The 21,610-nt window shown below is 56.1% G+C and carries 19 protein-coding genes and 1 tRNA gene; 10 read left to right on the forward strand and 10 right to left on the reverse strand.

Annotated elements, in window-relative coordinates; all coding sequences use genetic code 11:
* The first annotated feature begins 7 nt into the window (after nucleotides 1-7).
* Nucleotides 8-682, forward strand: coding sequence for a GntR family transcriptional regulator (locus ACR0JW_RS12265; RefSeq protein WP_480714042.1), 675 nt, complete (start codon nucleotides 8-10; stop codon nucleotides 680-682).
* 42 nt (nucleotides 683-724) lie between these two features.
* Here ACR0JW_RS12265 and ACR0JW_RS12270 read toward each other — a convergent pair whose 3' ends face one another.
* From ACR0JW_RS12270 to ACR0JW_RS12290, 5 genes are read right to left on the reverse strand one after another with little or no spacing between them, the layout of a single operon-like run.
* Nucleotides 725-1,801, reverse strand: a complete 1,077-nt coding sequence (locus ACR0JW_RS12270) for an Ldh family oxidoreductase (protein WP_480713999.1) — start codon at nucleotides 1,799-1,801, stop codon at nucleotides 725-727.
* Complete coding sequence (locus ACR0JW_RS12275) at nucleotides 1,791-2,663, reverse strand: ABC transporter permease (protein ID WP_480714000.1); 873 nt, start codon at nucleotides 2,661-2,663, stop codon at nucleotides 1,791-1,793. The genes ACR0JW_RS12270 and ACR0JW_RS12275 overlap by 11 nt, the downstream gene beginning before the upstream one ends.
* A complete protein-coding gene (locus ACR0JW_RS12280; protein WP_480714001.1) occupies nucleotides 2,660-3,469 on the reverse strand; it encodes an ABC transporter ATP-binding protein in 810 nt (269 codons plus the stop codon). Before ACR0JW_RS12280 ends, ACR0JW_RS12275 begins: the two co-directional genes overlap by 4 nt.
* Nucleotides 3,466-4,494: an ABC transporter substrate-binding protein gene (locus ACR0JW_RS12285; protein ID WP_480714002.1), complete on the reverse strand. Its 1,029-nt coding sequence runs from the start codon at nucleotides 4,492-4,494 to the stop codon at nucleotides 3,466-3,468. Before ACR0JW_RS12285 ends, ACR0JW_RS12280 begins: the two co-directional genes overlap by 4 nt.
* Nucleotides 4,495-4,552: 58 nt before the next feature.
* The gene (locus ACR0JW_RS12290) at nucleotides 4,553-5,425 is read right to left on the reverse strand and encodes a fumarylacetoacetate hydrolase family protein (RefSeq protein WP_480442362.1); all 873 of its coding nucleotides are present in this window, start codon (nucleotides 5,423-5,425) and stop codon (nucleotides 4,553-4,555) included.
* Nucleotides 5,426-5,608: 183 nt separating this feature from the next.
* On the opposite strand from ACR0JW_RS12290, the gene ACR0JW_RS12295 reads away from it, so the two are divergent.
* From ACR0JW_RS12295 to ACR0JW_RS12310, 4 genes are all read left to right on the forward strand, one after another.
* Nucleotides 5,609-6,289 (forward strand): FadR/GntR family transcriptional regulator, encoded by a 681-nt coding sequence (locus tag ACR0JW_RS12295; protein WP_170611065.1) that lies wholly within the window; start codon nucleotides 5,609-5,611, stop codon nucleotides 6,287-6,289.
* 194 nt (nucleotides 6,290-6,483) lie between these two features.
* Nucleotides 6,484-7,167: a fumarylacetoacetate hydrolase family protein gene (locus ACR0JW_RS12300; protein ID WP_480714003.1), complete on the forward strand. Its 684-nt coding sequence runs from the start codon at nucleotides 6,484-6,486 to the stop codon at nucleotides 7,165-7,167.
* Between the two features lie 60 nt (nucleotides 7,168-7,227).
* A complete protein-coding gene (locus tag ACR0JW_RS12305; protein ID WP_480714004.1) occupies nucleotides 7,228-8,763 on the forward strand; it encodes an acyl--CoA ligase in 1,536 nt (511 codons plus the stop codon).
* Between the two features lie 4 nt (nucleotides 8,764-8,767).
* Nucleotides 8,768-9,745 carry a 2-dehydropantoate 2-reductase gene (locus tag ACR0JW_RS12310; protein ID WP_480714005.1) on the forward strand — a complete coding sequence of 326 codons (978 nt, stop codon included), beginning with the start codon at nucleotides 8,768-8,770 and terminating at the stop codon, nucleotides 9,743-9,745.
* Between the two features lie 327 nt (nucleotides 9,746-10,072).
* On the opposite strand, the gene ACR0JW_RS12315 is transcribed toward ACR0JW_RS12310, so the two are convergent.
* The 3 genes from ACR0JW_RS12315 to ACR0JW_RS12325 form a co-directional block, all read right to left on the reverse strand.
* Complete coding sequence (locus tag ACR0JW_RS12315) at nucleotides 10,073-10,477, reverse strand: thermonuclease family protein (RefSeq protein WP_170681084.1); 405 nt, start codon at nucleotides 10,475-10,477, stop codon at nucleotides 10,073-10,075.
* A gap of 1,144 nt (nucleotides 10,478-11,621) precedes the next feature.
* Nucleotides 11,622-11,696, reverse strand: a tRNA-Gln gene (locus ACR0JW_RS12320).
* A gap of 89 nt (nucleotides 11,697-11,785) precedes the next feature.
* A complete protein-coding gene (locus ACR0JW_RS12325) occupies nucleotides 11,786-12,775 on the reverse strand; it encodes an NADPH:quinone reductase (RefSeq protein ID WP_170681146.1) in 990 nt (329 codons plus the stop codon).
* A gap of 252 nt (nucleotides 12,776-13,027) precedes the next feature.
* On the opposite strand from ACR0JW_RS12325, the gene ACR0JW_RS12330 reads away from it, so the two are divergent.
* Complete coding sequence (locus tag ACR0JW_RS12330) at nucleotides 13,028-13,534, forward strand: ferritin (protein ID WP_170681082.1); 507 nt, start codon at nucleotides 13,028-13,030, stop codon at nucleotides 13,532-13,534.
* Between the two features lie 15 nt (nucleotides 13,535-13,549).
* On the opposite strand, the gene ACR0JW_RS12335 is transcribed toward ACR0JW_RS12330, so the two are convergent.
* A complete protein-coding gene (locus ACR0JW_RS12335; RefSeq protein ID WP_170614863.1) occupies nucleotides 13,550-14,071 on the reverse strand; it encodes an SH3 domain-containing protein in 522 nt (173 codons plus the stop codon).
* 138 nt (nucleotides 14,072-14,209) lie between these two features.
* Between ACR0JW_RS12335 and ACR0JW_RS12340 the strand changes: the two genes are divergently transcribed.
* From ACR0JW_RS12340 to ACR0JW_RS12355, 4 genes are all read left to right on the forward strand, one after another.
* Nucleotides 14,210-15,196 (forward strand): 2-hydroxyacid dehydrogenase, encoded by a 987-nt coding sequence (locus ACR0JW_RS12340; RefSeq protein WP_170614862.1) that lies wholly within the window; start codon nucleotides 14,210-14,212, stop codon nucleotides 15,194-15,196.
* Nucleotides 15,197-15,266: 70 nt separating this feature from the next.
* On the forward strand, nucleotides 15,267-17,060 hold the full coding sequence (gene ggt / locus ACR0JW_RS12345; protein ID WP_170681080.1) for a gamma-glutamyltransferase: 1,794 nt from the start codon (nucleotides 15,267-15,269) through the stop codon (nucleotides 17,058-17,060).
* Between the two features lie 23 nt (nucleotides 17,061-17,083).
* Complete coding sequence (locus ACR0JW_RS12350) at nucleotides 17,084-18,481, forward strand: FAD-linked oxidase C-terminal domain-containing protein (protein WP_170681078.1); 1,398 nt, start codon at nucleotides 17,084-17,086, stop codon at nucleotides 18,479-18,481.
* 180 nt (nucleotides 18,482-18,661) lie between these two features.
* On the forward strand, nucleotides 18,662-21,169 hold the full coding sequence (locus ACR0JW_RS12355; RefSeq protein ID WP_170681076.1) for a GcvT family protein: 2,508 nt from the start codon (nucleotides 18,662-18,664) through the stop codon (nucleotides 21,167-21,169).
* A gap of 68 nt (nucleotides 21,170-21,237) precedes the next feature.
* Here ACR0JW_RS12355 and ACR0JW_RS12360 read toward each other — a convergent pair whose 3' ends face one another.
* Nucleotides 21,238-21,576: a carboxymuconolactone decarboxylase family protein gene (locus ACR0JW_RS12360; RefSeq protein ID WP_170614858.1), complete on the reverse strand. Its 339-nt coding sequence runs from the start codon at nucleotides 21,574-21,576 to the stop codon at nucleotides 21,238-21,240.
* Nucleotides 21,577-21,610 lie beyond the last annotated feature (34 nt).

A 21,610-nucleotide genomic window follows, 5' to 3' on the forward strand; every position in this document is an offset into this window, starting at 1 on the left:
TGTGGATATGAACCTGACGGATAGCATTAATCGCCCGACCCTACATGAAGAATTGGTCGAACGCTTGCGCAATCTTGTCGTCGAAGACGTTTTGAAGCCGGGTGAGAAAGTGCCCGAGAAACAGCTTTGCGACTCATTGGGTGTTTCCCGGACACCATTGCGAGAGGCCCTAAAGGTTCTTGCATCCGAAGGCTTTGTGGTGCTTCAAGCCAACCGGGGTGCCCGTGTCGCGAGTGTTACGAGGGAAGAATTGGAAAACACGTTTCCAGTGCTCGCAGCGCTTGAGCAACTGGCGGGGGAACTAGCGTGTCAGCAAATGGACGTTGCGGAAATTCAACGGATTGAAAGTAGCCACAAGGATATGCTGAGCGCGTACGAAGCGCGTGATCGACAGGCGTACTTTAAAGCCAATCAAGACATCCATGAGGCACTTATAAAGGGCGCGCGAAACGACATACTGGAAAACCACCACAAGCTTTTGGCCGCGCGGGTCCGCCGTGCACGTTTTTTGGCCAACTTGTCGGACGAGCGTTGGGCACAGGCAATTGACGAACATGAAACCATGATGGAGTTGCTCAAGGCCCGAGATGCAGATGGGCTTGGTAAGGCAATGAAACTTCACATGATGAACAAACTTTCGGCGCTTGTAAAAGCGCTGAAGCCAGAAGTGACGCCTCGCTAAACCCTGGTCAAAAGTGCAGTCCGGCTTCCCTCAGATATGCCGCTAGTCAGTGTCAATATCAGGAAACGGGGGAGTCAGTCCACAGTCCAGGGCGAGATTGTTGAGGTCTCGGCAAAGAGCGGGGTTGAGGCTTACACCGTCTTTGCGACGGGCCTCAGCTGCAGCCGTTTTTCCGTCTCCGGGCAGGCGTACCAGGTCATGACCGGGCAGGGGGGCGGATGCGCGCATTTCAGAGAAGACGCGGGCTGCATTCGAAGCAAAGTCTTTTTCCATTCCAAAGGCCGCCGGATCAAGCGCCATTACGAATTGCCCTGTGTTTGTGGGTGAGGTTGTGTCTGATGTGAAGTTGACTACGTCAGAGCCGAAGGCAGCGCCGTTCAAGACTCCGGCCATCAACCCTATGGCCACGGAAAGGCCGAAACCCTTCGGGCCTCCGATCGGCAAAAGAAACCCTTCTGATTTGCGGGCAGGGTCCGTTAACGGATTGCCATCACGCCCAACCATCCAACCTTCGGGCATAGGTTCGCCTTGCTGCAACAGGGTCTTGATCTTACCCATCGCGGCAACTGTCGTCGCCATATCAAACACAAACGGGTCGGGGCCATCGGCAGGTGCAGAGAAAGCGATAGGATTGGTGCCAAGAAGCAAGTCGCTTCCGCCATAGGGCGGAACGTGGTTAGCACTGCCCACCGCTGCGGCCATGCCAAGCATTCCAGCTTCGGCTTGTGGGCGCACATAAAGTGCCAAAGGTCCAGCATGATTGCCGCGCCGAACACCGACCCATCCGATACCTGCCTCTTTCGCCTTTTCTATCGCAAGATCTCGCGCCGCCGACATAGCCAAATGCCCAAGGCCGTCATCGCCGTCAATCAATGCGGTCGCGACAGACTGATGTATGACGGTAACGTTTGGTTTGGCGTTGCACCCGCCTCCGGCCAATCGGGCAAGATACTGGCGCAAGCGAAAGACTCCATGGGTGCCATATCCGAATATGTCGGCCTCAACCATCGTCGAGGCCACCTGATCTGCATCGGCTTTTGGAACACTTCGAGTTTCGAGCGCGCTCGCCACAAATTCACGCAAGGTCTGGCAGTTTATTTTCACCGGCTCAGAAGTCATCTCTGCCAACCTGCTCTTTGTGCCAGAACACCAGTTTTCGCTGTGTCCAAACCACCGTCGCAAATACAGCGAGACCAACGAGACTTAGGTACAGGATCAAGGAGAACACGCGCGGAGTATTGAGCTGCGATGCCGCAACACGGATCAACTCACCAAATCCCTTACCGCCCCCCAGGAACTCTCCTGTGATCGCGCCTGCCATAACACCAACTGCTCCGATTTTGAGGCCGGTGAATATCTGCGGCAGACCGGTTGGCAGCTTCATCTTGATCAATGTCTGCATCCGGCTGGCGCCCATCGTCTTGAACAACATGCGCGCGTTTTCGTCGGCGGCGTGAAGTCCGGCCGCAGTCCCAACCACGATTGGAAACGTCGCGATAAAGGCCGCAAGTGCAACCTTGGATTCAATGCCGAAACCCAACCAAGCCACAAAAAGAGGAGCGAACGCGACTTTCGGCATCGTATCGATAGAAACCAAATAGGGCATTACTGCCTTCTCGCCAAAGGCTGTTTCGCCAACCAAAACACCCAGCGAAAATCCGATCGCGATTGCCAGCGCAAAACCATAGATGACCTCTTTGATGGTAATCCACAGTGCCCCAAGCATGTAGCCGCCGGTCAAAAGGTTTTGCCCCACGAAGACCATATCTTTGAGGGTCTCCATCGGCGTCGGTAGAATGATCGGAGAGACCAGCCTAAGGCTGGTCACAATTTGCCAAGTTCCGACAAAAACCACGAAGACAAAGGTCATCGCCAGCCAGCGAGGAACCGAGTCGATAAAGTGAACCTTCTGCTCCCATACAGTGTCTTCTGAGGGGGCAGCGTCTTTTACGGAAGGTGAGTAATTCTGAACTTCGCTCACATTTCTTCTCCCTTATCAAGGAGGCTGCGAATGTAGTCTACGATAGCGCCGAATTTGGGTGTCGTCATCATGTCGAGTGTTCGTGGGCGTGGCAGGTCGACCTCAACGATTTCAGCAATCCTGCCTGGGCGCGGTTTCAAGACGACGATTTCGTCAGACAAAATAACAGCTTCCTGAATTGAGTGCGTCACAAGAAAAGCAGTCGAATCCTGTTCCCTGCAAATCCGCTGCAATTCCATGTTCATCATGTCGCGTGACAACTCGTCGAGCGCGCTGAACGGTTCGTCCATCAATAGCACGGCTGGTTCCGTGATCAGCATTCGGCAGATCGAAGCGCGTTGTGCCATACCGCCTGACAATTCGTTCGGATATACGTTTTCGAACCCTTGCAAACCTACGATGTCCAAAAGTTCATGCGCCTTGGCCATAGCTTGCTTGGCCGCCGCTTTTCCATCGCGGATCTCAATTGGCAAGACGATGTTTTCCACCGCTGTTTTCCAAGGGAAAAGCGTCGCTTGCTGAAACATCATACCGATGTCCCGGCGGGTCCCAGTGACTGGTTGCCCCTGAAGGATTACACGCCCTTTGGTGGGCGGGATCAGACCCGCCATGATCTTTAGTAGAGTTGACTTTCCGCACCCGCTGGACCCGATGACAGATGTGAAGCTTCCTTTCCGAAGCGTCAGATTGATGTCCTCGAGAGCGACAACAAGATTGCGTGCATAGGTCTTGCTTACATGGGTCAACTCATAGACCGGCGTGCCCAAAGGCGCGCCGGAAAACTCATGTGTGACTACAGCGTTCATTTGCTGACAGCCGCGTTGCCGATGGCAGCAAACTCGTTGGTCCAAGCAGCGCTCAGGTCATCCAGCGGCCCTGGGATTTCGCCCCCTGCAACAAGTGCGTCTTGCCATTCCTGCCAAACTTCGGCGGGGTACCATCCCAGGCCATTGCTCGGATCCGCCGCGATAGTTTTCGAGCGTACGGCATCGAACAGTGCTGACTGGAACTCCTTGTCCTCGCCTTCCTGCGGGTTGCCATCCGCCAAATGCTTCAAAACAGCTTCACGGTTGGCATCATCCAGTGCAAATGCATGACCACGTGCGAACGCGCGGCTCCAAGCTTCGACCAATTCACGGTCGTTGGCGATTGTGTCAGCCATTGTGGCGATGCCGTTACCGAAGAAACGCCCGAACTCCGCAGGCGTGATGTCACGCACCGCCATTCCGCGCTGGTTCAGAATTGCCGTGTCAGCCGTCGAAGCAGAGTAAGCGTCGATTTCGCCGTTTAGGAAAGCCGCGGTCGCCGGGCCACCGTCGCCGACGGTAAGGAAGGTAAAGTCTTCACCCTCTTTCATGCCTGCTCCGGTCATCACGTTACGTGCAAAGCCGACTTCTGCGCCATCGGCCGTACCTGTTCCGATAACTTTACCTCGAAGCTCTTCAACACTTTGGATGTCAGAGTCTTCTGGCACGGCTATGCCAAAGTTGCTGCGTGCCGCAACGTTGTAGATGTGTACGGCATCTACTTCCCGCGACCGTGCGGCAATTAAGGGGCCAGGACCGGGGCGACCGAAGTGAGCCTGTCCGGCGGACAATGCTTGAAGCACGGCTCCTGAGCCGTTGATCGCCTCGACGGTCACATCCAACCCTTCATCAGCGAAATAACCTTCGCCGATGGCGACAAAAACCGGAAATGAATTGATTGCCGAAGGGCTTGGCTGCACGAAGGTAATTTTACGTAAGTCCTGCGCAAAGCCCTGTGTTCCTAGTGCTCCTGCTACCGGAACCGCCGAAAGCAAGGACGCTGTGAAAGTCCTTCTGTTCATCATTTTAGTCTTCCTCCCTTGCATGGTTGGCAACCCGCAGATTCAGCTATGCAGGAGCCACTTAAACGACGCGCACGGTATTCCTGAGCGTGCCGATTTCTGAAATTTCACAAACCACAGTGTCCCCGTCTTTCAGGAACTGTGGTGGGTCCATGGCGTATCCGACACCAGACGGTGTGCCGGTCGCGATTACGTCGCCAGGTTCCAGGGTCATACCTTCTGAAAGGGATGCGATCAGCGTTGGAATGTCGAAAATCATGTCCGACGTCGATCCGTTTTGGCGCTGTTCGCCGTTGACCGTTAATCCGATTGATAGAGCGTGCGGATCGCTGATTGTATCAGCGGTCACTATGAAGGGGCCCAATGGGCAAGACCCATCTAAACCTTTGCCTTTGAAATACTGCCCACCATGTCGGCGTTGAATGTCGCGAGCGGTGATGTCATTGAGGATCGTATAGCCGTATACATGGTCGTATGCGTCAGCCTTGGCTATGTTTCGCCCCGGTTTTCCAATCACAACTGCCAGTTCAACTTCATAGTCAATGGCTTGTGAGACCGAGGGGAATATCAGAATGTCTGCCTCTGGCGCCACAATCGATGTCGGCGGTTTTGTGAAGAAGACCGGATGCTCTGTTACGCCAATTTTTTGGTTTTGGGCACGTTCGCCCTCGGCGATGTGTTCAGCATAATTGCGCCCGACACAGAAAACGTTCTTACGCGGGGAAGGAATTGGTGCCAGAAACGGCACGTCATCCGGGACCAGTGCGTCGTTTAGATTACCCGTTTCGGCCGATGAAACGAGGGTTTTCAAAACGCCAAGCGTTTCTTTTCCGCCTGCGATCAGATGCTGCATTGAACCTGCGTCCAGCGCTTCGCCAAGCACTTGCGCTGCGCGCAAAACGTCCAACTTGCCGCCATCGTTTAGTATTGCCACGCAAACGGCGTGGCCCTCTACGGAAACAGTTGCTAACCGCACTCGGCACTCCTCCCTCGTGCTTGTGTCAAGACGTGGTCACTGATCCTGTCCGGCGACTCGTTTCTTGCTTTCCTCTTGCCCTTGAGTTTTTTCCGACTTGGCGCTTCAATCAATCAACCAATCGCCAAATTGGGTGGAGATATGAGTGCACCAACCGAACTCGCGCACCGCGTACGCGACCTGATTAACAATGCCGGATACAGGCATAACGACAGGCTCCCACCTGAACGTGAGCTGTGTTCAAAACTTGGGACCACTCGCAATCAGTTGCGAAGAGCGTTGGCAGAGCTTGAGGCCCAGGGGCTGATCTGGCGTCATGTGGGGCGGGGAACATTTGTTGGATCCAGGCCGGTTCTCAACCTCACCGATGTAACTTATTTGGGCAACCAAATTAAACCTGAGCAGGTTGTATCCGTTAGATTTACGATCGAGCCGCAGCTTAGCCGCCTCGCAGCGCTCCATTCCACACGTTCCGATCGTGAGCAAATGAGGCTATGCGCGGACAAATGTCGTACCGCAGAGGATTGGCGCACGTACGAAGCTTGGGACAATAATTTGCATTACGCTATAGCCCGCTCCACTCGTAACCAGCTCTTTTTATACTTCTTTGAGACTTTGAATTCGGTTCGAAGATCGATTGTTTGGGGGCAGCCACGCGAAACTTTAAAGCCCGCAGAAGACTATTCCAGCTTTAGCGAACATGATGTGATCGTGTCTGCCATAGCAAAGGGCGACTGTGAGCTTGCGGCCAGTGCCATGGTGGATCACCTGAAATCGGTTTATTCGCGGGTGCTGCCTACGAGCATCCAGTCCGACAGCTGAAGTAGCGCTGGCGCTCAACCAATTCGGGAAATGGTCGGGGCTGATTGTAGCCGTTGGTCTTGCAAAACAGCCTGAATTTTGGCGATGACTTGGTAAGCCGCCGCGTCCGTTTGAATGTGGCGTGGCATCGATCGGAAGGTATCTGACCGTTCGGAAATCCGATCTTTGGCAGTCAAGCGTTCAGGAGGAAAGCGATGTCCGATCTTGTAATTCCCGCGCCGCAGGTGCATGTCATACCCGTATCGGGGGGCGGCACGTTCCCGGTCCGGCGTGTCTACTGCATTGGGCGAAACTACGCGGCGCATGCAATTGAAATGGGCCATGACCCGAACCGGGAACCTCCATTTTTCTTTCAAAAGAACCCAAACAATTTGGACCCTTCAGGGGAATTCCCGTACCCTCCGCACAGTTCCGACGTGCACCACGAAGCAGAAATGCTTGTTGCGCTCAAGTCCGGCGGCACGAATATCTCGGTGGACGATGCATTGGATCACGTCTTTGGGTACGGCCTTTCGCTTGATATGACCCGTCGCGACCTGCAAGGGCAGATGAAAAAGATGGGCCGCCCGTGGGAAATTGGGAAAGCGTTTGAGCGCTCGGCGCCATGCGGACCAATTCACAAGGCATCAGAGGTCGGGCATCTCAACAGAGGTCCGATTACTCTGACGGTGAATGGTGAAGTTCGGCAAGAAGGCGACTTGAACCAGATGATTTGGAAAGTCCCCGAGATGATCTCGTATCTGAGCGACTACTTCGAGCTTGCGGCCGGGGACGTTATCCTTTCAGGGACACCTTCTGGTGTTGGTCCCGTCAACCGAGGGGATGTTATGGTCTTGGCCGTCGACAAGCTGGGCAGCCTGAACGTACGCGTGACTTAGAACCTGCTGCGACGACCTAACATTGCGAAAGAAACCGATGCTTGTGTCAACGGATAACAGATGCCCCATTTAGTCGCTGAATTGATTGCACACCATGCAGACACGGCAAATGCCATTGGCGCCCCTGGCCAGCCTTGGTTGAGCTACCTTGGTTTGCGCGAGCATTGCGCGAAGGTCAAAGAGGATCTGCATCAGATCGGAATAGGGCGCGGCGACAGGGTGGCAATTGTGTTGCCTAACGGACCAGAGATGGCGACGGCATTCATATCCGTCGCCCAAGTGGCGACGACGGCGCCTTTAAACCCTTCTTATACTATCGAAGAATATGTATTCTATCTCAAAGACTTGAAAGCCAAGGCTCTTGTAGTAAGCGAAAACGAAAGTGGCCCAGCCGTGCAAGCGGCGACTGAACTTGGTGTGGCCGTCTTGCGGATTTCTAGCGATAGTTCTCGTCCAGCTGGACAGTTTTCCGTTTTGGCCTGTGACCCAATTGGAGTGGCTGATACATCAGCGCCGGGTGAAGATGACGTCGCCCTGATACTCCATACATCAGGAACAACGTCGCGCCCCAAGATCGTTCCTTTGACGCAGGCCAATATCTACTCGTCGGCACGGAACGTGGCTTCGTCTTTGAAGCTGACAATCGATGATCGTTGTCTAAGCATCATGCCACTGTTCCATATCCATGGGTTGATCGCAGCAGTCGCGGCTTCTTTAGGCGCCGGATCGCAAATTAGCTGCGCCCCTGGGTTCAACGCTCTTAGCTTTTTTTCACAGGTCGCTGAGGTTGATCCGACATGGTACACGGCGGTTCCGACAATGCACCAAACTATTCTCGCCCGAGCCGCCCGAAACCAATCAGTCATTGAGCAATCGCGCTTGCGTTTCTTGCGATCGTCTTCCGCGTCGTTGCCCGCGCCGGTCATGGAAGAGTTGGTGGCGACATTCAATGCGCCTGTCATCGAGGCCTACGGTATGACTGAGGCCACGCATCAAATGTGTTGCAACCCGCTTCCTCCACAAAAGCAAAAGCCCGGATACGTCGGAGTAGCAGCGGGCCCTGAAGTCAGAATTGCAGACGAAACGGAAAATGTATTGATCGCTTCGCGGGATGTCGGAGAAATCGTTATCAGCGGTCCGAACGTGACCCCTGGGTATGAGAGCAACCCGCAGGCAAATGCAGACAATTTCTTTGAAGCGGATGGAAAACTCTGGTTTCGCACCGGTGATCAAGGGTCGTTCGACGAAGAGGATTATCTGCGACTGACTGGACGCCTTAAGGAGCTTATCAATCGCGGTGGAGAAAAAATCAGTCCACTTGAAGTTGACGCCGTGCTTCTAAGCCATCCGGACGTTGCTCAGGCAGTTTGTTTTGCCGTTCCCCACGAGAAACTCGGCGAAGATATGGCGGCGGCGGTGGTGCTCTCAGAAGGAGCGACGATTGCAGGTCAGGACGTCCGGGATTTTGTTGGCGCACGGCTCGCAAAATTCAAGGTGCCGACTTCAGTGGTTATTCTCGAAGAGATACCAAAAGGTGCGACTGGTAAGATACAAAGGATTGGGCTGGCCGCTAAATTGGGACTGGCAAAGGCTTAGACACATGAAAGTTTGCATCTTTGGTGCCGGAGCTATCGGAGGTTACGTTGCCGCGAAGCTCGCGCAGACTGACGTTGACGTCAGTGTCGTTGCACGTGGCCCACATCTGGCTGCAATGCAAGAAAAAGGGCTGACTCTCCAAGAGGATGGGCAGGACCCAATCAACGTGCCAATACGCGGTTCGGACAATGCCGCCGATCTCGGCCCCCAAGACTATGTCTTTATCACACTGAAAGCGCATTCCGTTCCAGCAGTTGTGGACTCGATCCAGCCACTGATTGGGGATGAAACGACAATAGTGAGCGGAGTGAACGGGGTACCCTGGTGGTATTTCCACAAGCTGGGCGGTCCCTTCGAGGGGACGAGATTGTCATCTGTAGACCCGGGAGACGCGCAATGGAACGGTTTCGGACCGGATCGTGTGCTTGGGTGTGTTGTTTATCCGGCCGCGGAAGTCATTGCTCCGGGATCGATCAAGCATGTCGAAGGCAATCGTTTTTCTTTGGGTGAGCCCGATGGCACTAAATCAGACCGTGCCTCCAATCTTTCGGCTGCATTGTCCACCGCCGGGTTGCGCGCGCCCGTAAGACCAAGAATACGGGACGAAATTTGGCTGAAGCTATGGGGCAACTTGTCGTTCAACCCGATTTCCGCACTTACCCACTCAACACTTGATGTCTTGTGTACTGATGAAGGTTCACGCTCCGTGGCACGTGGAATGATGCTAGAGGCTCAGGAAATCGCTGAAAAACTGGGGGTTAGGTTCCCGATTGATGTCGAAAAGCGCATTGACGGAGGAGCGGCTGTCGGAGCACACAAGACCTCGATGTGGCAGGATTTGGAGCTGAACCGACCTATGGAAATTGATGCCTTGGTCACTTCAGTACAGGAATTGGGGCAACTGACCGGGATCGCAACACCCACAATCGACACTGTTGCATCACTGATAAAACTGAGGGCAAAGGTCGCGGGTCTTTACTAAGCTTCTGCTGGCGATCATCTTAAGAGATCAGTTCTGGGCGGGCGGGGAGCTGAATAGCGATCCGGCGCTACAAAACGCAGATCTTTCAAGCGTCTTGTCAGAAGAACTTTGCTTGGGCGGGGCAGGAGTTTTGCTTGCTTTTGCCTATGCCTAGACCTGCCTCTTTCAAATTCTTAAAACCAATCTCGAGATCATCCATCTTTCGGTGATGCTGTACATCCGCTTTGTCCGCAACCCGGTCATAGCCGTGTTTTCTACCAGTGTCTGCTCTGGATCAAAGCAGCCGTTTACGCTCCGACCCGTTAATAGGTCCCGAGCCTAATAGTCTTAGCTCCAGCTCACCTTTATTGTCGTCCTCTGTCGAATGCGGATAGAAGCATGCCCAAACTGCCCGTTAGCGAGCCTTCGCCGCACTCCCGGTGGCTCTAGATGGCGATACTCACCACGAGAAAACTCCGGCAAATCTAAAGCCAGTCCTTGTTTAATTAACTCTGCACCAATGTCTCGACCGTCTGGTAGATAGCATGTTCCCACAAGTCGGTCGTAAGACCTTTCACCATCAAGTTCTGCGGTAATGGTCTGCCCCTTACAAATTTCGACCATCGCCCATTTGGACTTTTGGCCGTAAGGCATGTCCAATTCCGGAGCATCGATTCCAGCCAAACGAATTTTTGTTCCATTTATTCGGATAGTGTCTCCATCTATCACATAAGCACGCCCTTGCAGCATCATGCTCTTTGGCATTGCCGGTATTGGGTATGCTGGCTTGTGGATGCGGCGTCTATTGTTGGGTCGAACAACTGGCTTCAGCGTTGATCGCCGATTGTTAGGTCGAACTACCGGCTTTAGGGAGGTTCTTCTCCGACGAGAGCGACCTACCGCACGGCCTATGGAGCGACCTATAGAGCGGCTTGAGCCAGTGACCTTAATCAAAAGTCCGCCAAAAACAACGGCCAAGACAACTAGTTCCATTGTTCCCAAAACCCTTCCACGAAGCGGATGATGTATGTTGTTCAAATAGGGTGTTTTGGGGTCGAATTGCTTTCGATTCACGACCAATAGTTTTTTTATTTCCGCCAAATTAATAATATACAGATCAATTACTTAGCTACTATCGGAAGTTTTAATCCGAATTGAGGTTCGTACCGTGGTTCATCAACACCCAAGGTAATCAACCAAGTCATGGATACTGGCTTTGATGTTCGGTTCGCCCAGAGAAAAAACACCCGCTGAACTGAGGCGGGGTACCGGCTATTGATCCAACTAGCGAAACGACCCGTAACACTCATGCCCCATTTAGTCTGGGCAGTCCCATGGTCAGACTAAATCCCCGCGTTGCCTATCATCCCAGATTAAGGTGACGCGGGGAACTTTGATCCAAACCGCGGTCCTAGGCGTAATCTAGTTACCCCGAAACTAACGCCCGCTTTGTTCAATTGGTTTCCCTCCGAACAATGCGGGTTTTTTTGGGGATGAGGGGGTAACGAGTTTTCCGTCACCAGTGGCCGACCGGACCTTTCAATTCTGGTTCGGTCGGTAACGTATGATATGGCGGTTCCACACCATGCTTTTCCAGCCATTCCAAGACTTCGCCCCATTGGGTTTGGATGCTAGGTGTGCTGCGGTATTCATGCAGCGACTCTAGGCGGCAGCGTAGATCATACGGGATTGTTCGTGGCCACTTGCGCATGTTGAATGTTCTAACTTTGTTCCGGCGCAAGTCAAACAGTTGTCCATCCCGTGACGGGCGTTATCGTTCATTGGTTATTACCACGCGCATTATCCGCACAGAATGTCGATTCCTGCGTTTGGACACCTAAGCTGGACACCTGACGATTAGATATAAAAAAAGGGACCGAAAAGTCCCTGATTTTATTGGCTGGGGTGGTAGGATTCGAACCTACGATACACGGTACCAAAAACCGCTGCCTTACCACTTGGCTACACCCCAACGGTGAGCGGCTGTCTACGATTGTTGGTGGCGGTGTTCAAGGGCTTTCCTGCAAAAATCTCGGTTGCCCCAGAAATTTTTTCAAGCCGTCATTTTGTTTCAATCAAGACCGCCCCGGTGCGATGTCCGGCCGCGACCAATTCGTGCGCCGCCGGGCACTCGTCCATAGAAAATACCTGTTGGATTGGGCAATTTAAGGCACCTGCCTCAAGTGCGGCATGGAGTTTTTCGATTGCTGCAGAACGGGCGGCCATGGGTAATAGGTAAACCAGGATGGTCTCCAGCGTGACCGCTTTGAACATCAGGGGGTAGAAGGGCAGAACGGGAAGCATTTCCTTGGCGGACCCAAAAGTGTTGATCCGTCCGTTTTCAGCGATGACTGCCGTGTTCGTCTCGACGTTCCGGCCAAATTCGACATCGACGATTCGGGCGATCGGGCGTCCGTTGTTGGCTTGCAGAATTTGATCCGCGAGGTCCGGGGCATTGTAGTCCAGAACCGCATCTGCTCCGGCCTGCAAAACCCTTTCGAAACTGCCCGGACCGGACGTGGCGATGACATGGGCGCCGCCCCACTTTGCCAGTTGAACGGCCAGATAGCCGACCGTGCCAGCGCCGCCGTGAATCAGCAGGCTTTGCCCTGCGATGTCACCGCCAGAGAATACGGCGTGGCATGCTGTCAGGCCCGGAATGCCCAATACGGATCCGGTTTCGAAAGACACGGAATCGGGCAGCGGCACGGTTTGCTCGGCCGGCAGTGTGATCTCAGTGGCGGCTGTGCCGAACGGCCGCTGCCACTGGCCGTTCCAGAGCCAGACGCGTTGACCGATCCTTGAGGTTGGGACTCCTTCACCAACCGCCGCGATAACACCCGACCCGTCGCTGTGCGGGATGATCACCGGGAATGGCGGATTGGTCACGCCGGGTCTGCTTCCGGCGCGGGCTTTGACATCCGAAGGATTGACGGCTGAAAACGCCAGATCGACTGTGACTTCTCCGACCCCCGGAGGGGTTGAGGGCACATCCTGTACTTTCAGAACGTCGCCTGCGGAACCAAAGGCGCTATAAGTGACGGCTTTCATGGTCATCCCTTCTTGTTTCGCCGCAACAGTAGCCGGAACGGCGTGAATTGCCAGCCCCAGTAAAGGATTGGGAGCGACAGGTGCGGCGGATTCCTTGTTTTGCCGCAGGCCAGCTGCAATTGAATTTCAGTTGCACGAATTGTCAATTAAGGTAATGAAATATCTAACAAAAAATGGAAATCGTATTGAAATTGGGGATTTCAGGGATTAGCTGTCGGACATCCGCAAGACACGTGCCAAGGAGGCTCAGAAATGCAATTGAATTCCAAAGTTTCAGACGCCCTGAACCGTCAGATCAACAATGAGCTTCACGCCTCGTACTCCTATCTTGCGATGGCCGCTTATTTCGAATCCCAGGATCTGCCGGGCTTTGCACAGTGGTTCAAAAGCCAGTCGGCAGAGGAAAACGCGCACGCAATGCGTATCTTCGAGTTTCTTGCCAAGCGCGGGGGGCGCATTGAGGTTGATGGGATTGCCAAGCCCCAGGCGGATTTCGGGTCGCCAGTTGATGTGCTGGAAGCGGCGCTGGCGCAGGAGAAGGCTGTAACAGGCCAGATCAATGCGTTGTTCGAACTGGCGCAGGAAGTCAGGGAGTTCAGCACTCAGAACATGTTGAACTGGTTCCTGGACGAACAGATCGAGGAAGAGGATTTGATAGGTCAGGTGCTGGACAAGGCAAAGGCCGCCGACGGTGATCGCTGGCACCTTTTGATGCTGGATCAGGAGCTTGGCGCTCGCGGTGTTGGCGACCCGGAATAGACGTCGGCGAAAGGGCTATTCCCGGATTTCTGCAGGATCGACGCCCCACAGGTTGCCTTTCAGCGTCCAGCCGCGATAGCCGCCGGCTGAGACGCGGCACCAGTCAACCGTGCAGGTTCCAAGACGGGCCACGACGCCCGCTTCGAAATGAGCGCTGACCTGTGAGGCAGGGTCGGGACTGGAATAGACCGGCAGCATGTCGCTTTCGATCAGAACGGTCCGTACGCCTGACAACAGGGCATAGTGGACCCAACCTCCGGCGCCGTCGCGATCCTGAACCTTGCGCCAGTTTCCGTATTCGGCAGTGATCTGCAACGGCATCCCGCGCCGTTTGAACACCCAATCGATTCGATGGGTCAGTGATGGCCCGCGTCGCACATTCCCTTCAGCGGCTTTCATCGACACATAACGTGGCAACGGCAGGTTGGTGACGGGGCCGCGTTTGTCCTGCGCGCTGGCCGCCAATGTGCCGAACACGATCAGAAATACAGACAGGATCGCCAGAACCGGGCGTTTTACCGATAGAAAACCACTCACCGAATGCCTGCTCTTATACCTGTTCAACGGGTTTCGAAAAAAGGTCGACTCAATGGCCGTGGGGTTCTTGTGCCCCGCCTTATCCTGCGCCACGATGACATGGCGCGCGCACGTTTGCAAAGCAGTGGGAGGGCGAAAGTGCCAAGAGAACGTCTGAGTGTTGTCGTTACGCGACGGTTGCCAGAGGCAGTGGAAACCCGATTGAGCGAGCTGTTCGATGTGCGCCTGCGGGACGATGATACACCCATGACCCGCGACGAGCTTGTCGCGGCCGTGAAAGAGGCGGATGTCCTTGTCCCGACGGTCACGGATACCATTGACGGCGGACTGCTGGGGCAGGCGGGTGAAAACCTGCGGCTGATCGCAAATTATGGCGCCGGCGTCGATAATATCGATGTCGCGACGGCGCGGCAGCGTGGGATACTGGTCTCGAACACCCCCGGTGTTCTGACTGATGATACCGCGGATATGACAATGGCGCTGATATTGGCCGTCACACGCCGTATCCCCGAGGGGCTGGCGATCATGCAAAAGGGCGATTGGACGGGATGGGCGCCCACGGCATTCCTTGGAGGGCGGATCGGCGGTCGCCGGCTTGGCATCCTCGGCATGGGCCGGATCGGTCAGGCTGTCGCGCGCCGTGCCGCCGCGTTCGGAATGCAGGTGCATTACCACAACCGTCGCAGGCTGCGCCCCGAAATCGAAGAGGAACTTGAGGCGACCTATTGGGAGAGCCTGGACCAGATGGTGTCGCGGATGGATGTCATCTCGGTCAACTGCCCGTCGACCCCGTCAAGCTTTCATCTGATGAACGCACGTCGTCTGAAACTGATGAAACCGTCGGCTGTCCTTGTGAACACATCGCGCGGTGAAGTGGTCGATGAAAATGCGCTGACCCGCATGATCCGGTCAGGCGAAATCGCGGGGGCAGGGTTGGATGTCTACGAACACGGTACCGACGTCAACCCGCGCCTGAGGCAGCTACCCAACGTAGTCCTGTTGCCGCACATGGGGTCCGCCACGCTGGAGGGGCGGATTGAGATGGGCGAGAAGGTCATCATCAATATCAAAACCTTCGAGGACGGGCATCGCCCACCGGATCAGGTGGTGCCATCAATGCTTTGATAAAATGACGCCCCGGTCGGAAAGGCCGGGGCGATCGTGTATTTCATCATCATTAGATTGAGAGGACGCTATGAAACGTGGATTGATTTCAGGACTGCTTCTGTCTGTGGCCGTTTCGACCACTTCGGTATTCGCTCAGGAAACTGCGGACGCGGTGTCGCCCGAAGCGGCGACCGAAGGCGAGGCGCAGGCGCTGACCGCGGAGGTGATCGCAGCGCTTGAAGCGAAGATGGCCGGGGCCCCGGTTGAAGCGCAAAACTGGATGGTGGCCGCCGCCAACCCGCTTGCAGTCGAGGCGGGCGCGCGGGTGCTGCGCGACGGTGGCACGGCGGCGGACGCGATGGTTGCCGTTCAGGTTGTTCTGGGGTTGGTCGAGCCGCAATCGTCTGGTCTGGGCGGTGGCGCGTTTCTGGTCTGGTACGATGCGGCCAGCGGTCAACTGACCACGCTGGACGGGCGTGAAACTGCACCGCTCGCAGCAAGACCCACGCTGTTTCAGGACGAAAACGGAGAGCCGCTGAAGTTCTTCGATGCCGTTGTCGGTGGCCTCTCTGTGGGAACGCCCGGCACGCCTGCCTTGCTCGAAGAAGCGCATCGGCGCTGGGGGCGCAGCTCATGGCCCTCGTTGTTCAAGGACGGTATCGCGCTGGCCGATGACGGATTTCTGGTCTCGCCTCGATTGGCGGCTTTGGTCGCGAACGACGCAGAGCGTCTGGCGCGCTTCCCAGCAACGGCCGAATATTTCCTGCCCGGTGGGGCGCCTTTGGAACAGGGACAGCGGCTGACAAACCCGGCATATGCCGAAACGCTTCGCACTTTGGCAAGTGAAGGCTCAGCCGGGTTTTACGGTGGCGATATTGCTGCGGGCATCGTGAACACAGTTCGCTCGGCGCCGGGCAATCCGGGTGTGTTGTCCGGGATCGATCTCGCGCTCTATCGGGTGGTCGAGCGCGCGCCGGTTTGCGCGGTCTACCGGGCCTATGAGGTCTGCGGCATGGGCCCGCCATCATCAGGTGCCCTGACGGTCGGGCAAATTCTGGGAATGCTGGACGGCTACGATCTGGCTGGCCTCGGGCCGGAAAATCCCGAAGCGTGGCGATTGATCGGTGACGCCTCAAGACTGGCGTTTGCCGATCGCGGTCGATACATGGCTGACAGCGATTTCGTCCCGGTGCCGACCCAGGGTCTGGTCGACCCGGACTATCTTTCCCAGCGCGGTTCGCTGCTGAACCAGGAAGGTACCCTGAGCGAGGCAACACCCGGCAAGCCCGAGTTCGACCACGCCCTGAACCTGGCGGATGATGTTTCTCTGGAGCTGCCGTCGACGTCGCATATCTCGATCGTTGACCGGTATGGAAATGTGCTGTCGATGACGACAACGATCGAAAACGGCTTTGGCTCACGGCTGATGACAAACGGCTTCCTGCTGAACAATGAACTGACGGATTTCTCGTTCCGAACGCACAAGGACGGCGTCCCGATTGCCAACCGCCTTGAACCCGGCAAACGCCCCCGCTCGTCGATGAGCCCGACCATCGTCATGCAGGACGGTGCTCCGGTGCTGGCCATAGGCTCCCCTGGCGGCAGCCGCATCATCGGGTATGTCGCCAAATCGATCATCGCCTGGGCCGATTGGGGCATGGATGTGCAGCAGGCAGTGTCCCTGCCGCATCTGGTCAACCGTTTTGGGACATATGATGTCGAGTTGGGCACCGGTGCAGAAGGATTCCTGGATGCCCTGACCGAGCTGGGTTTCGAAGTGAATGCCCGGGATCTGACCTCGGGCCTGCATGCCATCGAAATCGGAGAGGTTCTGAGCGGTGGCGCGGATCCCCGGCGCGAAGGTATCGCGCTGGGTGAATAGCTGGGCGGCAGAAAGGAAAGACCATGGTGCAGGCAAACGCTTTGCCCCGGAATGAGGACGGGATTGCAACCGCAATCGGTATCCTGAAACAGACATTCGGGGACCGGCTGCAAACGGGTGATGCCATCCGCGAGCAGCATGGGCATACAACGACCTGGATAGAAAACCAGCCGCCGGACGCGGTGGTCTTTCCACACTCAACCGCAGAAGTCTCGGATATCGTCAGCACCTGTGCCCTTCACAAAGTGCCGGTGATTGCATTTGGAACCGGCACTTCGCTGGAAGGGCACGTGAACGCGCCCGCAGGTGGGGTTTGCGTTGATCTGAGCCAGATGAACAAGATACTGGCCGTCAATGCCGGTGATCTGGACTGTCTTGTGCAACCCGGTGTCACGCGTGAGGATCTGAATACGTATCTGCGGGATCAGGGCCTGTTTTTTCCCATCGACCCGGGGGCGAATGCCTCGCTGGGCGGGATGGCTGCGACCCGCGCGTCAGGCACAAATGCCGTCCGCTACGGCACGATGAAGGACAATATACTCAGCCTCGAGGCCGTGATGCCGGATGGGCGGATCATTCGCACTGGTCACAGGGCCAAAAAATCCTCGGCCGGATATGACCTGACCCGACTGCTGATCGGGGCCGAGGGCACCTTGGGCATCATCACCGAACTGACGCTGCGCCTTCAGGGCATCCCCGAGGCGATCAGTTCAGCCCGGTGTTCTTTTCCCTCCGTCGATGCGGCCTGTCAGGCCGTCATGATGACCATCCAATACGGAATCCCCGTGGCCCGGATCGAATTGCTGGACGAGTTGTCGGTCAAGGCGGCCAATGCCTATTCCGGCCTGGCTCTCCCTGAAACACCGCTCTTGCTGCTCGAGTTTCACGGGTCCGAATCCGGTGCCATCGAACAGGCCGAAACCTTCGGACACATCGCGGATGAGTTTGGCGGTACCGATTTCGCCGCAACCTCGACCACGGAAGAACGTAACAGGCTTTGGCAGGCCCGCCACGACATGTACTGGGCGTGTCTGCAATTGCGACCCGGCACAAGTGGTATTTCGACCGATGTCTGCGTCCCGATCTCGCGTCTCTCCGAATGTGTGACTGCCACGCAGGCCAAAGCGGCCGAGCTGGGCCTGGTCGCGCCGATGGTAGGGCATGTCGGGGACGGCAACTTCCACACTCTGTTGTTGATCGACATGGACAATACAGCCGAGGTGTCCAATGCTGAACAATTCGTCGGCTGGCTGAATGATCTGGCCATCTCTTTGGACGGAACTTGCACGGGTGAACATGGCATCGGGCAAGGCAAGCGACCCTACCTTCATCGAGAGCTTGGGGCCGCGTTGGATTACATGGCCGCAATCAAATCTGCTTTAGATCCGGACAATATCATGAACCCGGGCAAGATATTGTGAGCGGCCCTGCCGCTTCATCTTTTCCCAAATACTCAAATTAAACGATCTTCAGCTGACCGAACTTCTGTTGTTCGTGCACTAAGGTCGGTTTTGTCCGTTTTTGCGTCGGATGGACTTTGCGGTCAGATGCGCCATTCGTCATAAACCATGCCAAACAGATTCATTCCGGAGAGCGGGCATATGAAAACCCAAGTCAAAGCACTGGTCGTTGGCGGCGGCGCCGTCGGCACCTCGATTGCGTATCATCTGGCCAAGGCGGGCTGGGACGATGTGATGCTGATCGAGCGGGACGAATTGACGTCCGGATCGACATGGCATGCCGCCGGTCTGCTGCCGCTGTTCAACATGTCTTATGCGACAACTCACATCCACAAATACTCGGTCGATTTCTACAAGACGCTCGAGGAGGAAACCGGCTTGAACGCAGGTTTCGCCGTGGTCGGCAACCTGCGCATGGCGCAAACGCAAGAGCGTATGGACGAATACATGCTCTATGCGTCCACAGCCGAAACCTGCGACGTCGCCTACGAGTGGCTGACACCCGAGCAGATCAAGGAACGCTGGCCGCTGATCGAGACCTCGGACCTGAAGGGCGCGATCTATCACACCGAGGACGGTTACATTAACCCCGCCGACGTGACACAGGCGATGGCCAAAGGCGCCCGTCAGCGTGGCGTTGATATCGTGCGCAAGATGCAGGCCGATGCGTTCCACTGGAACGGCACCCACTGGGAAGTCACCTGCACCAAGATGGTGGAAAAGGGTGGCAACCTTGTCGAAAGCGACGAGAAGGTCGTGATCACCGCCGAGCATGTCGTGACCGCATCGGGCAACCACGCACAGCGCACTGCCAAGATGCTGGGCATCAAGATGCCTGCCATCCCGGTTGAGCACACATTCATCGTCATGGACAAAGACCCCGAACTGGTCAAATGGCGCGAAGCAGGCAACCCGGAACACCCCGTTGTGCGTGACGCCGACAACGAGTCCTACGCGCGTGAAGAGCGTGGCGGCTGGATTCTGGGGATCTATGAACACGGCGCACCCGCGCGCTTTGAGCACGGTGTACCAGACAGCTTCCGTGCCGACCTGTTCCCGCTGGATCTGGACCGGATCGCGGATCAGTACATGGCAATGGCCGAACGTGTGCCTTCCTGTGCCGAATCCGGCCTGAAGGACGACTTCAACGGCCCGATCTGCTATACCCCCGACGGCAACCCGCTGGTTGGTCCGGCACCAGGCCTGCGCAACATGTGGCTGGCCGAAGGTTTCTCGTTCGGGATCACCGCCGCGGGCGGCACCGGCTATTATCTGGCTCAGATGATGGTCGATGGCGAAGCCGAGATCGACATGGCCTCGCTGGACCCGAAACGCTATTCGTCGAACTGGATGACCACCGAGTTCGCGGCGCGCAAGAACGAAGAGTGCTATGAGCACGTTTACATCCTGCACCACCCAGATGAAGAGCGTGAAGCCTGCCGCCCGCTGCGTACCGTTCCGGCCTATGACCGCCAGAAAGCACGTGGCGCACAGTTCGGATGGGTCAACGGGTGGGAACGCCCGAACTATTTCGGCCCCGTCGATGCACCTGACAACTTCGACAAGGAAAACCGCTCGTTCCGCCGTGGTGGCTGGTGGCAACATGCCGTCGAAGAAGCCAAGGCGATCCGCGAAGGCGTTGGCCTGATCGACGCGTCGGCCTTCACCAAGCATGTCGTCAAAGGTCCCGGTGCGACGCAATTCCTGGATTGGTTCACCTGCAACAAGTTGCCCAAGGTCGGTCGTATCAACCTGACCTACGCGCTGACCTCGCACGGCACCACCCGCACCGAGTACACCATCGTCCGCAATGGCGAGAACAATTACTATATTGTCTCTGCCGGTGCCTGGACCGAGTACGACGCCGACTACCTGCGCAAAGCGGCCGAGGACAAGATGGAGGAGTTTGGCTACATCGAGATCCAGGACGTGACCACCCAGTGGGGCGTCTTCGCGATCGCCGGACCCAAGTCGCGTGACGTTCTGAAAGAAGTCATCAAGGACGCCGATCCGGAAACCGCACTGTCCAACAAGCGCTTCCCGTGGTTGTCGGCCCGTCAGATCGAATTGGGTATGTGCCCGGTCAACGCAATCCGTGTGGCCTATACCGGTGAGCTGGGTTGGGAATTGCACCATCCGATCGAGATGCAGAACTACCTGTTCGACCTGCTGGAAAAAGCCGGTGAGAAACATGGTATGAAGCTGGTCGGAGCCCGCGCCCAGAACTGGCTGCGTCAGGAGAAATCCTATCGCGCCTTCGGCACTGAGCTGGGCCGCGATGCGACCCCGCTGGAAGCTGACCTGCCGCGCTTTGTCGACCTGTCGAAAGACTTCTACGGCAAGGCCAAGCTGGAAGAGACCGGCGTGCGCGTGAAGTGCTGCACGCTGCTGATCGACGGACCTGACGATGCCGACCCATGGGGCCGCGAGGCGCTGTACACGCTGGAAGGTGAGCGCGTGGGTCGTCTGACCTCGGGTGGTTACTCAGTGGCCTTCGAAAAATCCATCGGCATGGGCTATGTGAAGCCCGAGCTGGCGGTTGAGGGCACCAAGCTGAAGGTCAAAATTCAGGACAAGCTGTGGGATGCGGTCGTGACCTGCGACAGCCCCTACGATCCGAAAAACGAAACCATCCGTAAGGACGGTTAAGTTAGAACCACAGGCGGTGCACCTAAAGTGCGCCGCCTTTTGCGCTGGGATTGAAGGGTAGCTTTGTGCTACTTATTGGAAAGTTCGTCGAAACATTCCAATGCCTTGGCCGCGTACATCATGGATGGTCCACCGCCCATCTGGATGGCCATTGAAAGCACGTCCGAGACCTCGTCCCGTGAAGCCCCGGCTTTCACAAGGGCTTCTGTGTGCAATGAGATGCAGGGTTCACAACGCACGGCGATCGACATCCCAAGGGCGATGAATTCCTTGATCTTGTAGTCTAACGCACCGCCTTCTTTGACGGATTTTCCCAATGCGCCGAAGGCGCGCGCCGTGTCGGGAATCGCTCCATTCAGGTTGCGCAAACCGCTTCGGGTTTCAGACAGTTTTGTCGTCCAGGTCATTGACGTTCTCCGTTATATACAAAAAACGGAATAT

The sequence above is a fragment of the Ruegeria sp. BG6 genome, assembly GCF_056538465.1.

Bases quoted from the DNA above. Each gene is read 5' to 3' on its own strand.
- ACR0JW_RS12280 (WP_480714001.1), bottom strand. From the start codon at position 3,469: ATGAACGCTGTAGTCACACATGAGTTTTCCGGCGCGCCTTTGGGCACG.
- ACR0JW_RS12360 (WP_170614858.1), bottom strand. From the start codon at position 21,576: ATGACCTGGACGACAAAACTGTCTGAAACCCGAAGCGGTTTGCGCAAC.
- ggt (WP_170681080.1), top strand. From the start codon at position 15,267: ATGAAACGTGGATTGATTTCAGGACTGCTTCTGTCTGTGGCCGTTTCG.
- ACR0JW_RS12305 (WP_480714004.1), top strand. From the start codon at position 7,228: ATGCCCCATTTAGTCGCTGAATTGATTGCACACCATGCAGACACGGCA.
- ACR0JW_RS12285 (WP_480714002.1), bottom strand. From the start codon at position 4,494: ATGATGAACAGAAGGACTTTCACAGCGTCCTTGCTTTCGGCGGTTCCG.
- ACR0JW_RS12330 (WP_170681082.1), top strand. From the start codon at position 13,028: ATGCAATTGAATTCCAAAGTTTCAGACGCCCTGAACCGTCAGATCAAC.
- ACR0JW_RS12295 (WP_170611065.1), top strand. From the start codon at position 5,609: ATGAGTGCACCAACCGAACTCGCGCACCGCGTACGCGACCTGATTAAC.
- ACR0JW_RS12310 (WP_480714005.1), top strand. From the start codon at position 8,768: ATGAAAGTTTGCATCTTTGGTGCCGGAGCTATCGGAGGTTACGTTGCC.
- ACR0JW_RS12350 (WP_170681078.1), top strand. From the start codon at position 17,084: ATGGTGCAGGCAAACGCTTTGCCCCGGAATGAGGACGGGATTGCAACC.
- ACR0JW_RS12270 (WP_480713999.1), bottom strand. From the start codon at position 1,801: ATGACTTCTGAGCCGGTGAAAATAAACTGCCAGACCTTGCGTGAATTT.
- ACR0JW_RS12300 (WP_480714003.1), top strand. From the start codon at position 6,484: ATGTCCGATCTTGTAATTCCCGCGCCGCAGGTGCATGTCATACCCGTA.
- ACR0JW_RS12355 (WP_170681076.1), top strand. From the start codon at position 18,662: ATGAAAACCCAAGTCAAAGCACTGGTCGTTGGCGGCGGCGCCGTCGGC.
- ACR0JW_RS12315 (WP_170681084.1), bottom strand. From the start codon at position 10,477: ATGATGCTGCAAGGGCGTGCTTATGTGATAGATGGAGACACTATCCGA.
- ACR0JW_RS12325 (WP_170681146.1), bottom strand. From the start codon at position 12,775: ATGAAAGCCGTCACTTATAGCGCCTTTGGTTCCGCAGGCGACGTTCTG.
- ACR0JW_RS12265 (WP_480714042.1), top strand. From the start codon at position 8: ATGAACCTGACGGATAGCATTAATCGCCCGACCCTACATGAAGAATTG.